The sequence below is a fragment of the Salinimicrobium sp. CAU 1759 genome (assembly GCF_054482715.1).
Genome location: NZ_JBTLRK010000001.1, coordinates 1583762 through 1598156 on the forward strand (window position 1 = coordinate 1583762; position 14395 = coordinate 1598156).

At 43.5% G+C, this 14395-nt stretch carries 14 protein-coding genes; 9 read left to right on the top strand and 5 right to left on the bottom strand.

Annotated features, from left to right (window positions below):
• The first annotated feature begins 32 nt into the window (after positions 1 to 32).
• From ACXYMT_RS07075 to ACXYMT_RS07095, 5 genes are all read left to right on the top strand, one after another.
• Positions 33 to 986: an acetyl-CoA carboxylase carboxyltransferase subunit alpha gene (locus tag ACXYMT_RS07075; RefSeq protein WP_324721351.1), complete on the top strand. Its 954-nt coding sequence runs from the start codon at positions 33 to 35 to the stop codon at positions 984 to 986.
• Positions 987 to 1153: 167 nt separating this feature from the next.
• Positions 1154 to 2707 carry a replicative DNA helicase gene (dnaB, locus tag ACXYMT_RS07080; RefSeq protein ID WP_324721352.1) on the top strand — a complete coding sequence of 518 codons (1554 nt, stop codon included), beginning with the start codon at positions 1154 to 1156 and terminating at the stop codon, positions 2705 to 2707.
• A 115-nt stretch (positions 2708 to 2822) separates the two neighbouring features.
• Positions 2823 to 4049, top strand: a complete 1227-nt coding sequence (locus tag ACXYMT_RS07085) for an asparagine synthetase B (RefSeq protein WP_459059156.1) — start codon at positions 2823 to 2825, stop codon at positions 4047 to 4049.
• A 108-nt stretch (positions 4050 to 4157) separates the two neighbouring features.
• Positions 4158 to 4991: an amidohydrolase family protein gene (locus tag ACXYMT_RS07090; RefSeq protein ID WP_459058383.1), complete on the top strand. Its 834-nt coding sequence runs from the start codon at positions 4158 to 4160 to the stop codon at positions 4989 to 4991.
• A 15-nt stretch (positions 4992 to 5006) separates the two neighbouring features.
• Positions 5007 to 5450, top strand: coding sequence for a secondary thiamine-phosphate synthase enzyme YjbQ (locus tag ACXYMT_RS07095; RefSeq protein WP_459058384.1), 444 nt, complete (start codon positions 5007 to 5009; stop codon positions 5448 to 5450).
• A gap of 40 nt (positions 5451 to 5490) precedes the next feature.
• Here ACXYMT_RS07095 and ACXYMT_RS07100 read toward each other — a convergent pair whose 3' ends face one another.
• A complete protein-coding gene (locus ACXYMT_RS07100) occupies positions 5491 to 6204 on the bottom strand; it encodes a DUF2071 domain-containing protein (RefSeq protein WP_459058385.1) in 714 nt (237 codons plus the stop codon).
• A gap of 265 nt (positions 6205 to 6469) precedes the next feature.
• Here ACXYMT_RS07100 and guaA point away from each other — a divergent pair, with 265 nt between their 5' ends.
• Genes guaA through ACXYMT_RS07120 form a run of 4 tightly spaced genes read left to right on the top strand, consistent with a single transcriptional unit; the run spans position 6470 to position 10889 of the window.
• Entirely contained in the window at positions 6470 to 7999 is a 1530-nt protein-coding gene (gene guaA / locus ACXYMT_RS07105; RefSeq protein ID WP_459058386.1) for a glutamine-hydrolyzing GMP synthase, read from the top strand.
• A 10-nt stretch (positions 8000 to 8009) separates the two neighbouring features.
• On the top strand, positions 8010 to 9938 hold the full coding sequence (locus tag ACXYMT_RS07110; RefSeq protein WP_459058387.1) for an amino acid ABC transporter substrate-binding protein: 1929 nt from the start codon (positions 8010 to 8012) through the stop codon (positions 9936 to 9938).
• Positions 9938 to 10357 carry an OsmC family protein gene (locus ACXYMT_RS07115; protein ID WP_459058388.1) on the top strand — a complete coding sequence of 140 codons (420 nt, stop codon included), beginning with the start codon at positions 9938 to 9940 and terminating at the stop codon, positions 10355 to 10357. The genes ACXYMT_RS07110 and ACXYMT_RS07115 overlap by 1 nt, the downstream gene beginning before the upstream one ends.
• Complete coding sequence (locus ACXYMT_RS07120) at positions 10338 to 10889, top strand: DUF922 domain-containing protein (protein WP_459058389.1); 552 nt, start codon at positions 10338 to 10340, stop codon at positions 10887 to 10889. Before ACXYMT_RS07115 ends, ACXYMT_RS07120 begins: the two co-directional genes overlap by 20 nt.
• Here ACXYMT_RS07120 and ACXYMT_RS07125 read toward each other — a convergent pair.
• The 4 genes from ACXYMT_RS07125 to ACXYMT_RS07140 all read right to left on the bottom strand — a co-directional run bounded on the left by ACXYMT_RS07125 (position 10886) and on the right by ACXYMT_RS07140 (position 14351).
• Positions 10886 to 11830: an NAD(P)H-dependent flavin oxidoreductase gene (locus ACXYMT_RS07125; RefSeq protein WP_459058390.1), complete on the bottom strand. Its 945-nt coding sequence runs from the start codon at positions 11828 to 11830 to the stop codon at positions 10886 to 10888. The two genes, ACXYMT_RS07120 and ACXYMT_RS07125, sit on opposite strands and share 4 nt — an antisense overlap.
• Before the next feature lie 67 nt (positions 11831 to 11897).
• Positions 11898 to 13085: a tRNA 2-thiouridine(34) synthase MnmA gene (mnmA, locus tag ACXYMT_RS07130; RefSeq protein ID WP_459058391.1), complete on the bottom strand. Its 1188-nt coding sequence runs from the start codon at positions 13083 to 13085 to the stop codon at positions 11898 to 11900.
• Between the two features lie 136 nt (positions 13086 to 13221).
• Entirely contained in the window at positions 13222 to 13623 is a 402-nt protein-coding gene (locus ACXYMT_RS07135; protein ID WP_459058392.1) for a lipocalin-like domain-containing protein, read from the bottom strand.
• Between the two features lie 44 nt (positions 13624 to 13667).
• Positions 13668 to 14351 (bottom strand): toxin-antitoxin system YwqK family antitoxin, encoded by a 684-nt coding sequence (locus ACXYMT_RS07140; protein ID WP_459058393.1) that lies wholly within the window; start codon positions 14349 to 14351, stop codon positions 13668 to 13670.
• Between the last annotated feature and the right edge of the window lie 44 nt (positions 14352 to 14395).

A 14395-nucleotide genomic window follows, 5' to 3' on the forward strand; every position in this document is an offset into this window, starting at 1 on the left:
GTAAGCTAATTTTAAACAACCCATAACTCATTATGGAATATTTAGACTTTGAATTACCTATAAAAGAGTTGGAAGAGCAATATCAAAAAGCCTGTGCCATAGGTCAGGAAAGTGATGTTGATGTTACGGCCACTTGCCGTCAAATTGAAAAAAGACTTAACGAGACTAAAAAAGAAATCTACAAGAACCTTACTGCATGGCAAAGGGTTCAGCTTTCCCGGCACCCTAACCGGCCATATACGCTCGATTATATCAACGCAATATGTGGAGATACTTTCCTGGAATTACACGGGGACCGAAATGTAAAAGATGACAAGGCGATGATAGGTGGCCTTGGAAAGATTGGGGACCAGAGCTATATGTTCGTGGGGCAGCAAAAAGGTTATAATACCAAAACCCGACAGTACCGCAACTTCGGGATGGCAAATCCTGAAGGTTATCGCAAGGCATTACGCCTGATGAAATCTGCGGAAAAATTTGGGATTCCTGTAGTTACTTTTGTAGACACTCCCGGAGCTTATCCCGGACTGGAAGCCGAAGAACGTGGACAGGGTGAGGCTATTGCCCGAAACATCCTGGAAATGACCCGCCTAAAAGTGCCGATTATTGTGGTGATTATTGGGGAAGGAGCCAGTGGTGGAGCCTTAGGGATTGGAGTAGGTGATAAGGTACTTATGCTGGAAAATACCTGGTATTCTGTAATCTCACCCGAATCCTGTTCCTCTATTCTTTGGAGAAGCTGGGAGTACAAGGAAAGAGCAGCCGATGCATTGAAGCTTACTGCGAAGGATATGAAAAAGCAGAAGCTTATTGATGAGATTGTAAAAGAACCATTGGGCGGAGCTCACAGCAACAGGGAAATGACGTTTGATATTGTAAAGAATGCCATTTCTGAAGCTTATGGGGAATTTAAAAACTTATCACCAGAAGAACTGGTGAAAAAGAGGATGAATAAATATTCCGACATGGGTGTCTTTAAAGGATAACCTCTTACTATATAGCAAAGCAAAAAATCCGAAGGGTTTCTCTTCGGATTTTTTTGGCCTTATCAACAAATAATTAAAGTTTTCAACAGTTAAAATGTTCATAAACTGTGAACTAAGTCGAACGCTTCGCGGCGACCTTCTAAACTCTATTTTTCTACTTTCGTAATATGGAAAAAGCCAAAGCCCCCCAAAATTATAATTACGCTCCCGGCAATGTAATTAATCTCGAAAAAGGAAAAGTTCCGCCTCAAGCTGTTGATTTAGAAGAAGTTGTGCTTGGCGCGATGATGATCGACAAACGTGGGGTAGATGAAATTATCGATATTCTTCACCCCGAGGTATTCTACAAAAGTGCACATCAATATATTTTTGAAGCCATTTTTAAGCTTTTTGAGAGTTCTGAACCCGTTGACTTATTAACGGTTTCTAACCAATTGAGGAAAGATCAGAAGCTGGAGCAGGTGGGTGGCGATTTTTACCTGGTACAGCTCACCCAAAAAGTATCTTCTTCGGCGCATATTGAATTCCATGCAAGGATCATTCTTCAAAAGTACATTCAGCGTAGCCTTATTAAGATCTCCAACGAGATCATCGAGGAATCCTACGATGAAACCACAGATGTTTTTGACCTTTTAGACACTGCAGAATCCAAGCTTTACGAAGTTACCCAGGGGAACATCAAGAGATCTTCCGAGACTGCACAGGATCTTGTGATGCAGGCAAAGAAGAAGATCCAGGAGATCTCCAATAAATCGGGACTTTCGGGAATTCCTTCAGGCTTTGAGAAGCTGGATAAGCTTACCTCGGGATGGCAGCCAAGTGACTTGATCATTGTTGCGGCACGTCCGGGTATGGGTAAAACAGCTTTGACCTTATCTATGGCCAGGAATATTTCTGTAGGCCAGAATATCCCGGTTGCTTTTTTCTCTTTGGAGATGTCCTCAGTACAGTTGATCACCCGTTTGATCTCTTCTGAAACCGGGCTTTCTTCAGAAAAATTACGTACCGGAAACCTTGAAAAACACGAGTGGGAGCAGCTTAACGTAAAGGTAAAAGGTCTTGAAAAAGCACCTTTGTTCATTGACGATACTCCTTCTCTTTCCATATTTGATCTTAGGGCAAAAGCTAGAAGACTCGCTTCCCAACACGGTATTAAACTTATCGTTATCGATTACCTGCAGTTGATGACTGCCGGTGGAAGCCAGAAAGGCGGTAACCGTGAGCAGGAGATCTCGACAATTTCGCGAAACTTAAAAGCGCTTGCTAAAGAATTGAATGTTCCGGTAATTGCACTTTCGCAGTTGTCCCGTGCGGTGGAAACACGAGGGGGCTCAAAAAGGCCACTTTTGAGTGACCTTAGGGAATCTGGTGCGATCGAGCAGGATGCCGATATTGTATCCTTCATTTATCGCCCCGAATACTACAAGATCGAGGAGTGGGATGATGAGGAACGCTCTCCAACAGATGGACAGGCCGAATTTATTGTCGCCAAGCACAGAAATGGTGGTTTGGAGAATATTAGGTTGAAATTCCTTGGACATTTAGGTAAATTCGATAACTTAGATGACTTTGATTCCCCGTCTGAGTTCCATTCTAAGATGAATGACGACGATTCGGGAGATTTTGGCTTCAATACTGGCCATTTCCCCAGTGCCGATGAGGCTTTTGGTAGCTCAATGAATGATGGTTTAAATGATGACGATAGCGACGTTCCTTTTTAAAAAATTAGATTCTCAACTTCCGGATCACTTCGGAAAAGTTATTACTGAATACAAAATTTCAAAAGCCGGAAAGAATTATTTCTTTTCCGGCTTTTTTGTGCTCTTTTTTCTGTTCATGTTCTCTACTTCAGCTTTTGCTTCGCAGATCCTGATCCCAATGGATGCTGAAACTCAGCGGAATCACCTTAAAGCTTATGGGATCACTTATTGGATGCTCGACAAAAACGTGAAGGTGCAGTGGCTGCTCAATTACCGCGGCGGCTCTTTTCTGCTGCCCGATTCAGAAGAATTGCGCCGGGAATGCCAGATCCGCGGAGTGTCTTTTGAAGTGATCAGTGATCAGAAGACTGAGAGCATTTTGGAGGAGATCTCAAGTCCGTCGAAAAATATGGAAGCTGTTCTTTTGGAGAAGGCGCCAAAAATAGCCGTTTATTCTCCCCAGGACAACAAGCCATGGGATGATGCGGTGACCATGGTGCTTACTTATGCCGAGATTCCTTATGAGACCATTTACGATGAAGAGGTGCTGAATGATGCACTACTGCTGTTCGATTGGCTGCATCTGCACCACGAAGATTTTACCGGGCAGTATGGAAAATTCTACCGCACTTATCGCACGACCCCGTGGTATATAGAAGATAAGAAACAAGCTGAAGCCTTGGCGGGAAGACTGGGTTATGATAAGGTTTCAGAAGAAAAACTGGCCGTGGCATTAAAGATTAGGGATTATGTTGTGAAGGGAGGTTTTATGTTCGCCATGTGCAGTGCGACCGACAGCTTTGATATTGCCCTCGCTGCCGAAGGAGTCGACATTGCCGAACCTATGTTCGATGGGGATCCCAGTGACCCGGATTATCAAAAACAACTGAATTTCGAGAAGAGCTTCGCTTTTGAGAATTTTATCCTTGAGCGAAATCCTATGGTATACGAATTCTCGTCTATAGATATGACAAACAAGCGGCAGGTGCCAATGGACGTGGACTACTTTACGCTCATGGAATATTCGGCTAAATGGGATCCCATTCCCACTATGCTCACACAAAATCATACAATGCTGGTCAAGGGTTTTATGGGACAAACCACCGCCTATGATCCCGCCACTATTAAACCTACCGTCCTTGTAATGGGGCAGAGTAAGATCAACGGCGAAGCCCGCTATATCCACGGAATAAAAGGCAACGGATTCTTCACCTTTTACGGAGGTCACGACCCCGAGGATTATCAGCATATGGTTGGAGATCCAAAAACCGAACTGGAGCTGCATCCCACTTCACCCGGCTATCGCCTCATCCTGAATAACGTACTTTTCCCTGCTGCTAAAAAGCAAAAACAGAAAACATAGACAGCACAGCCATACGGGTTTATAGAGACTCCCAAACAGTAAAGACGGACTTCAGTCCGTCTCTCCCATTCCTATTATCTCAAGTCTCATGTCTCAAATCTAAAATCTATGAGAATCGATTCCCACCAGCACTTCTGGAAATACGATCCCGAAACCTACTCCTGGATCCCGGATGAAATGTCAAAGATCAGGAAAGACTTTACTCCACAAGATCTTCAGCCGTTGCTTAGTGCACATGGCTTTTCGGGCTGTGTTGCTGTGCAGGCAGATCAATCTGAAGCCGAAACTGAAATGCTTTTGCAGCAAGCTGAGAAATTTGACTTCATCAAAGGAGTGGTAGGTTGGGTGGACCTCTCGGCAGCAGATGTGGAAAGCCGCCTGAAACACTTCTCAAAAAACCCATTTTTGAAAGGGGTGCGCCACACGGTTTGGGATGAAAAAGGAGAATTCATGACTGCTCCCGATTTTCAGCGTGGGATAAAAGCACTTGGTCATTTTAATCTTACTTATGATATTCTTGCTTTTAATTATCAACTCGGAGCGGCAGTCGAACTAGTGAAAACATTTCCGGAGCAAAAGTTTGTGCTGGATCATATGGGAAAACCGAAGATATCAGGCAATCCTGAAGCAGGAAGGGTTGCAAATATGAGGGAGTTGGGAAAGTGCGATAATGTTTGGTGCAAGATTTCAGGAATGCTGACAGAAACGGAAAACTTCAACTGGAAACGCACCGACTTTTTCCCCTTTTTGGAGGTGGTGGTTTCGGTTTTTGGGGTAGATAGAACAATGTTCGGATCAGATTGGCCGGTTTGCCTTTCCGCAGGGAGTTACGCTGAGGTGGTGGGAATAGTGGAAGAGTTTTTCAAAGACTATACTCAGGCAGAAAAGGAAAGGATCTTTGGGAGGAATGCTGCCGAATTTTATAACTTAAAGCTGACGTAACTATAGGTGTCAAAAATGGGAAACTTGAACTACATTTTTCAGAGGGAAATTAAACTTGCAGCTAAGCCAAGAGGCTTTCACCTGGTCACGGAAGAAGTACTTCAGCAAATTCCGGAGCTAAAGAAAGTTTCGGTGGGTTTTCTTCAGATCTTCATCAAACATACTTCAGCCGGATTGACGATTAACGAAAATGCCGATCCCACTGTGCGGGAAGACTTTGAGAGTCATTTCAACAAAATGGTGCCCGAGGATCAACCATATTACAAGCACACCTTGGAGGGGAGTGACGATATGCCTGCGCATATAAAGGCTGCACTTCTCGGCTTTTCTCTTCAGATCCCGATCACCAACGGCCAACTCAATCTTGGAACCTGGCAGGGAATTTATCTATGCGAACATAGGGATCACGGCGGTAGCAGAAAGCTGGTGCTCACGCTCTATGGAGAAGCGGCTCAATGAACAATGATCAATTAGCAGGTAACAATTAACAGTTCTGGAATCATGATTGAACGAGCTGGTTTTCGCCAATTTCCACTGTGGAACCTTCTGTCAGCAGGACAGATTGTGGAGTTTGTCTATTTAGAATATTGAATACCGCATCGAATTGTTTTGAAAAATCCACATCTATAGAATATTCATCGACAGTGTAGAGGTGCCAGTTGACATGGTTAAATTTATACTCATAGGTTTGATCTTCATATTTGAGGTAGCCATAAGGTCGGTCGAGGATGAATGCGGCGGCGGAATCCTTATCGTAAGGTGCTGCAAGCCGATTGCTCTTCACCCAAAAATTCTGCTGTATCTCCCTGTACTGCCATGAATATTTTACTTTTAAATATTCTTCTGTTTCCTCTACTTTTCCCGACACAGGCATTGAGCTGTAATTCGCTTTAAAGACAGTATTAGCAAGATCTGTAGCAGCCGGTTGATCAAAAATGCGATTTATTACGACTGCTCCTTTTCGCCATTTGGCCCCATCGAATCTTTTTACATAGACCTGCAGATCGATCTCTTCAAAATCCTTCAGCAGAGGAACCTTTACGCCGGCGACCTTTAGTTTTTGCACCTGGAACCCCACCAGGCTCACCATGCATTCCCCGTTGTAGAAGTCTATTTTTGTATGTTTTGGCAGGTACTTCTCAACAACTTCGGGAGGGACTACGTAATTCACCAATGCTACTTTGCGAAATTCAGAAGAAATGGAAAGTTTCATGTTTAAAATCTATGAGGTTCTCTCAAAAATATCAAAAGCCCGAGAGTTGGCCGGCAGGTTTGGGAAAAGTTTAAAGTCTGATTCTGTTTCAAATAAAACTAAGTGAGTAGAATAATACCTTTCAAAAATGACATTTTTAGGAAGTATTTCCGGTGGGGATCCTGGAGGAGCAACATACCAGGTAAAAAAATTCATCTTCGGATTTTAAGTAATACAAAAATGCAATTCCGGCGAGGATAATAGGCTCAAATTCCTATTTTTGCACATGCAAAACAATGTTCTCATTCTAGATTTTGGTTCGCAGTACACTCAGTTAATAGCCCGCAGGGTAAGAGAACTGAATATTTACTGCGAAATTCACCCTTACAATAAGATCCCTGAGGATCTTTCCACTTTTAAAGCAGTTATACTTTCCGGAAGTCCGTTTTCTGTACGGGCTGAAGATGCTCCTCATCCTGATCTTTCAAAAATCAGGAAAAAATTGCCTGTTTTGGCGGTATGTTATGGCGCTCAATATTTGGCTCACTTCAACGGCGGAAAGGTAGAAGCTTCAGAGATAAGGGAGTATGGCCGTGCGAATCTTTCAGTCATCAAGGATGGAGAAGCTTTGTTCCAGAACATTACAGAAAATTCCCAGGTGTGGATGAGCCACAGTGATACAATCAAGGAACTGCCCGAGAATGGAGTTCGCCTTGCCAGTACTCCGGATGTGCTCAATGCTGCATACAGAATTGAGGGGGAAGAGACCTTCGCAATTCAATTCCACCCAGAGGTTTACCACTCTACAGACGGCAAGCAGTTGCTGGAAAACTTCCTTGTTAATATTGCGGAAGTTGCACAGGAGTGGACGCCGGAGGCTTTTGTGGATATGACCGTAGAAGACCTGAAAAAGCAGATTGGCGACGATAAAGTTGTACTGGGACTAAGCGGGGGAGTAGATTCTACTGTTGCGGCTGTGCTGTTGCACAAGGCCATTGGAAAGAATCTTTATTGCATCTTCGTCAATAATGGATTGCTTAGAAAAGATGAGTTCGAGAGCGTGCTTGATCAGTATAAGCACATGGGTCTTAACGTAAAAGGGGTAGATGCTTCGGCACGTTTTTTGGATGCCCTCGCAGGTATCTCAGATCCTGAAGGTAAACGGAAGGCTATAGGGAAGACTTTTATTGATGTTTTTGATGATGAAGCCCACCGCATACAGGATGTGAAGTTTTTGGCGCAGGGTACGATCTATCCCGATGTGATAGAATCTGTATCTGTGAATGGCCCATCGGTAACTATTAAATCTCACCACAACGTGGGAGGCTTGCCGGCCTACATGAAACTAAAAGTAGTTGAGCCTTTACGAATGTTGTTTAAGGATGAGGTGCGAAGAGTAGGTGCCGAGCTGGAGATCGATAAGGAATTGCTGGGTAGACACCCTTTCCCGGGACCGGGATTGGCTATAAGGATCCTTGGAGATATAACTGCTGAAAAAGTTCGTATTTTGCAGGAGGTGGACGCTATCTTTATCAATGGACTCAAAGAATGGATGCTCTATGACAAGGTTTGGCAGGCAGGTGCAATTCTATTGCCGGTGAATTCTGTGGGAGTGATGGGAGACGAAAGGACCTATGAAAAAGTTGTTGCTTTACGTGCTGTGGAATCCACAGATGGTATGACGGCAGACTGGGTGAATCTACCATATGATTTTTTACAGAAGACATCCAATACAATAATTAACAGAGTTAAAGGCGTTAATAGGGTAGTGTATGATATAAGCTCCAAACCCCCCGCCACTATTGAGTGGGAATAATATAAAACCTATGAAAAAAATTGCAGTTCTTTTCCTGTTTTTACAAATGTTTGTCGTTCATGCTTTTGCTCAACAGTACAAATATCACATTGTAAAAAGAGGAGAAACTACAGCGCAGATCGCCAGGCAATACAATATTTCTGAAGAGACCCTTTTTAGATATAATCCCGATGCCCGTCGAGGCATAAAACCTGACGGAAAACTGGTGGTTCCTGTTACCACGGGCCGCCCGGAAACAGCTCAAACTCCTGAAGACAGGAATCAGCAGTTTGTGATGCACAAAGTAAAGCGGCAGGAAACTCTTTTTAGTCTTTCACAGGAGTATAACGTAAGCATTGAGGATATCAAAAGGTTCAATAAGCATCTTTATTCTGCAGAGTTGCGCAGGGGAGAGAGGATTAGGATTCCTAAGGGAGCTCCAAAAGCTGCTGCTACCCAGAATCCGACTCCTTCCCGCTCAAACCCTTTAGACCTTAGTATTAAGGAGCATGTTGTACTTCCGCAGGAAACCCTTTACGGAATTTCACGCAGATATAATGTGACAATTGCCGACCTGCAAAGGCTTAATCCAAACATGCAGACTTTACAACCGGGAATGGTGATAAAGGTCCGTAATGGAAATGTTGAAAAGGTAATTGATGTTGAGGGGAACTTGTTCAAATATTACCAGGTACAACCGCAGGAAACTATTTTCAGTCTTACCCGCCGCTTCGGAATAAGCAGGGATTCTTTGGTTTCTTTAAATCCTGCTTTGGCTGATGGATTAAAATCAGGTATGGTTCTCCGAATTCCGAATGTTGAACTGGCTGAAGGGGTTGGAGAGTATGTAGCTGAAGAATACATCAACCTTGAGCGTAATATTACCAACTATAAGACCAAGAACCTGGTGGTAATGTTGCCGTTCAATAAGAATAAAGTTGTGGTGACTGACAGTACAGACAACTTTAAAGAAAGAATTAGAAAGGATAAAGTGATGCAACTTTCCCTGGACTTTTACACCGGGGTTCTTATGGCTGTTGATTCTGCCAGGACTCTTGGTATATCTACAGATCTAACAGTTCTGGATACAGAACAAAATCCCGGAAAGGTCAATCTACTTCTTAACAGCAGGAACTTTGATAATGTTGATGCTGTAATCGGGCCGCTATTGCAGTCTACAGTAGAGACAGTAGCCCGGGGCTTGGAGCAAAGAAATATTCCTGTGATTTCACCACTCACTAAAAAAGAGACTGCTTCTCTTGATAATTTTCTACAGGCCCGTCCTACCGATGAGATGCTGAGCGAGGCGATGATCACCTACATTTCAGATAATTCTGCTGGTAAAAATCTTGTGATTATTGCCGATGGAAGTGCTTCTGAAAAACGTAGAAGATTATCTGCAGCTTTTCCTTCAGCAAGGATCATTACACCTTCTGAAAGTGGATCTTTGAATCAGGCACAAATGGCAGAGGCACTGGACAAGACAAGGCCAAACTGGATCATTCTGGAATCAAGTAAGATCGGAATTCTTAGCAATGCCACTTCATATCTCAATTCTCTGGCCGACAGTCATAAAATAACTCTTTTGACTACGGACAGGAATAGGTCCTTTGACAGTGATAACATTTCTAACAATCACCTTGGAAAACTGAATTTCCATTATCCATCTGTTGATCGTGCTTTTGATCCCGAGAAGAACCGGAACTTCATAAAAAAATATGTGGAGAAATACGGAGTTACACCTGATGCGGCAGCGGTAAGAGGTTTTGATCTAACTTATGATGTACTTCTTAGACTTGCTTCGGCTGAAGATCTTTATGAGTCCATTAAGCAGGAAGGAACCACTCAGTATGTAGAGAACAAGTTCAAGTACGAACATCGTCCTAATGGGGGTTATATCAACAATGCCATTTATATTGTTTCTTACGACCGCAATCTTAATTTAAACGTAGTTAGGTAATGACATCTAAAGTCACTTATCTTGGTGAGCTAAGGACTCAATGTGAGCACCTGCAAAGCAAGGATATATTCATGACTGATGCTCCGGTGGACAACCAGGGCAAAGGAGAGGCTTTTTCACCAACAGACACTGTAGCCACAGCCCTTGCCAGTTGTATGTTCACCATTATTGGAATTAAGGCACGTGATCTGGGCATCAAGGTTGAGGGAGCTGTAGCTGAAGTGACTAAGACCATGGCTGCCGATCCCAGAAGGATTTCGGGCATAAAAGTTGTGTTTTCCTTTCCGGCTTCCTATGAGGAAAAAGACAGGAAGATCCTGGAGCGTGCAGCGAAGACCTGTCCCGTGCTGTACAGTTTACATCCCGATATTGTTCTGGACATAAGTTTTCACTATAAGCATGAAAAAAGCGATTCTTAGCAGCCTTTTCCTTCTTCTCATTTCTTTTGGAGCCCAGGCTCAATTGGATGAGGAAAGAGTGGGGTGGAAGGATAATGCTCTTACCTGGAAGGATTTCAAAGCTACGCCAGATCCTACCAGTCCTTTTTCTGCCAATACCGCTTCGGGCATCTCCTATGGCTGGTCAATGAAAGGTTCGGCTACGGGAAAAGAATACAGTTACGAGGTGAGTTCCTTTTTTATTCCCGGGAAGTCGTGGGTGAAAGATGGCAGCGCTTCGCCTAACCTTCTTGCCCATGAACAGCTGCATTTCGACATTACTGAACTTTTTGCAAGAAAACTTCGGAAAGCACTCGCAGAGTTCGATTTTGACAATTCCCGCAATTTGAAAGCAGATCTACAGGCTCTCTACAAGAATGCTGAACAGGAGCGCGCTTTAATGCAACAACAGTTTGACGTGGAAACAAGGCACAGCATGAACGAAGCTGCCCAGCTCGAATGGCAAAAATATATTAAGGAAGAACTGAGGAAATTGGAGAAATTTTCCTCCTAAAAAGCAGCTACTTCAGCTTTAGCTTCTTCGAATTCCTTGAGCATGTCTTGTAAGATCTCAGCAGCCGGTTTTATGTCGTGTATAAGTCCGGAGATCTGTCCAATCTCAAGTTCCCCCTCATCCAGGTCTCCTTCGAACATTCCTTTTTTAGCTCTTGCACGCCCCAGGAGTTCTATTAGTTCATCTTTTGAAGGATTTTTGGAGTAGAGCTCTGTTACCTGTTCAAAAAAGCGATTTTTAAGCAGTCTTACGGGGGCGAGTTCTTTTAATGTGAGCACTGTATCTCCTTCTTTTGCCTGCACTACCATATCTTTGAAGTTTGGATGAGATGAAGCTTCATTGCTGGCTACAAAACGGCTTCCCACCTGTACGGCATCGGCTCCTAATACCATGGCTGCAAGCATTCCGCGACCGGTGGCAATTCCTCCGGCAGCTATTAATGGGATCTTGACCTGTTCCCTTACCATTGGAATGAGGGTAAAAGTTGTAGTTTCGTCTCTCCCGTTGTGTCCGCCGGCTTCAAAACCTTCAGCGACAACAGCATCTACCCCTGCAGCTTCTGCCTTAAGCGCAAATTTCACGCTGCTTACCACATGAACCACTTTTATTCCTTTTTCCTGTAAGTGTGAAGTCCAGGTTTTTGGGTTTCCCGCAGAGGTGAAAACTATGGGAACTTCTTCCTCAATGATGATTTCCATGATCTGTTCAAGATTTGGATACAGCATGGGAACATTTACAGCGAAAGGAAAGGAAGTCGCTTTTTTGCATTTTTGGATATGCTCCCGAAGCACTTCAGGATACATGGAGCCGGCTCCAATAATTCCAAGTCCACCGTGATTACTCACAGTGCTGGCGAGTTTCCAGCCACTAGCCCAGATCATTCCGGCTTGAATTATAGGGTGTTTAATCTTGAAAAGCTGAGTAATTCGGTTGTTGGTCATGCTTAAAGTTTATAACCCTTTCAGAGTTTCAAAACCTGAAAGGGTTGAAGAAAAGATTGCTGCTAATTTAAGAAATAACCCCAGATCCTATAAGTTCATCTTCAAGGTACCAGGCTACAAATTGACCTTCGGTAATGGAAGCCTGCGGCTCATCAAAAATGACATACAATCCGTTGGCAGTCTGGTATAGAGTTGCAGGTTGTAGGTCCTGACGATAGCGGATGCGGGCCTTCACCTGCATTTCCTCATCTTCTTGCAGGCGAAGGTCAGGGCGAACCCAGTGTGTCTCATCGTGAGAAACGAAAAGTCCACGGCGATAGATTCCGGGATGATCTTTGCCCTGTCCGGTATAGATTACATTTTCATCAACATCAGTTTCGATGACGAAAAGCGGCTCCGGAGTTCCTCCAACGGCCAGACCTTTGCGCTGTCCTTTGGTGAAGTAGTGTGCTCCCTGATGCCTACCCACTTTTTTTCCTTCGGAAGGATCATAGGTATATTTTCTGGCAAGAAAATCCAGTTCTTCCTGTTTGCTTTGGAAATTGGGAGTTGGTCTTTGGAATTTGTTTTCAGAAGCAGGGATCTCTACAATATCACCTTCTTTAGGCTGTAACTTCTGCTGAAGGAATTCGGGAAGTCGAACTTTTCCAATAAAACATAGGCCCTGAGAATCCTTCTTTTCGGCTGTGACCAGATCTTGTTCAGCAGCGATCCGGCGGACTTCACTCTTCTGGAGTTCTCCAATGGGGAATAAAGTCTTTGCCAGTTGTTCCTGTGAAAGCTGACAAAGGAAATAAGACTGATCTTTATTTTTATCTTTTCCCGAAAGTAGCTGGTACACCGGCTCGCCGTCAACAGTAGTTTCACCTTTACGGCAATAATGGCCGGTGGCCACAAAATCGGCCCCAAGAGACAGGGCGATCTTCATAAAGACGTCAAATTTTATTTCGCGATTGCAGAGTACGTCAGGGTTTGGAGTACGACCACGTTCATATTCGTGGAACATATAATCAACGATCCGCTCCTTATACTCGGTACTAAGATCTACTGTCTGAAATGGAATTCCGAGCTTATCGGCCACAAGCATTGCGTCGTTGGAGTCATCAAGCCAGGGACACTCCTTAGAAATGGTCACTCCTTCATCATGCCAGTTCTTCATAAACAGGCCAATGACCTCGTAACCCTCTTCCTTTAACAGATAGGCTGCTACACTGGAATCCACACCACCCGATAAACCTACAACTACTCTTTTCATGATTCTTCTCCTGTCCTCAATTGAGCCGCAAAATTACACAAAATTTGCCATTTTTGAGAGGAAGTAGGAGTTGCGGAAATTATGAGAAAATAAAAAGGCGGCCATGGCCGCCTTTAAGAAAAACTGTCCTAAGATCCTATTTTTGGAAAGTGAGGACTACAGGAAAAGATTGTATGGTTGTGCTGAAATCGAACTGATTAGCTCCTGAGAAGGTAACTGTTCCTGTCACTTCACCCCAGTTGGGCACTGTTACAGTGTAATTGTTGCCGGAATTTTTCACCCAGGTTCCTTCGCTCGAACTCTCTGCACACTCATTTTCTGAGTCGTAAAGTGTCCACACTGCAGTACCATTGGCGGTAAACGTAATTGTGGGATTTTCGGGGCAGGCTTCAAGATCCCAACCCGGAATGGGGGGAGTAGTGGAGGTGAGTTCCCAGGTTCCTGTTATTGACATTTCTTCATTGTCGTCGTCATCATCGCTACAGGATACAAAAAGGAAAATCCCGAAAGCGGCTAATAATAAAAGATACTTCTTCATATTGTCTTAATTAAGAGTAAAGTAAATATATTAATTAATAGATGCTATTTAAAAATTTTCTCTTCTTTTAATTTTCCGTTTTCATAATAGAGCCAAACGCCATGGTGCTCATTGTCCCTGTATTGCCCTTCACTCATAAGTTCTCCCTTACCATTAAAGAATTTTGCCGGACCATGTAATTCCCCATTTCTATAGGTGAGGTCTTCAAGGACGACCCCTTTAACTGAAAATAGTTTTCTGATTCCTTTCAGACGGCCATTTTCATAATTTGCTTCTTCCGCCAATGCCCCATTATCATAAAAGACCTTTTTTGGACCATGAAGTTTTCCTTCACTATATGTCTCAGTCATCATTACCTTATCAGAATTCTTGTGGAAATAGGTCCACACACCGGTGCGCTGTTGATCGGCCATTATACCCTGACTAATTATTTTCCCTTTTTGAGAAAGATATTTTACGCCGACAGTTTTTGAAGTGGTGTCGAACTCCATCAAAGCTACAGGTTGTTTTAATCCTTCCTGGTAAAATTTAAACAATCCTACTCTTTCTCCATGGTGGAATTGACCTTCAAACTTGGGATGGAGCTGAGAATTATCAAAGTATTCTACCCAGGTTCCGTGTCTAAGACCATCGCTGTCATACTGCTTTATTTCTTCCTGGGCCCGTAGACAGTATGTGTTTAGGGTGAAAATGCAAACGAGGATTAAGGAGCAATAAAATCTAATCATATTTCTGTTTAAAATAAATTAACTAAATTTAAACACTTTGCGTT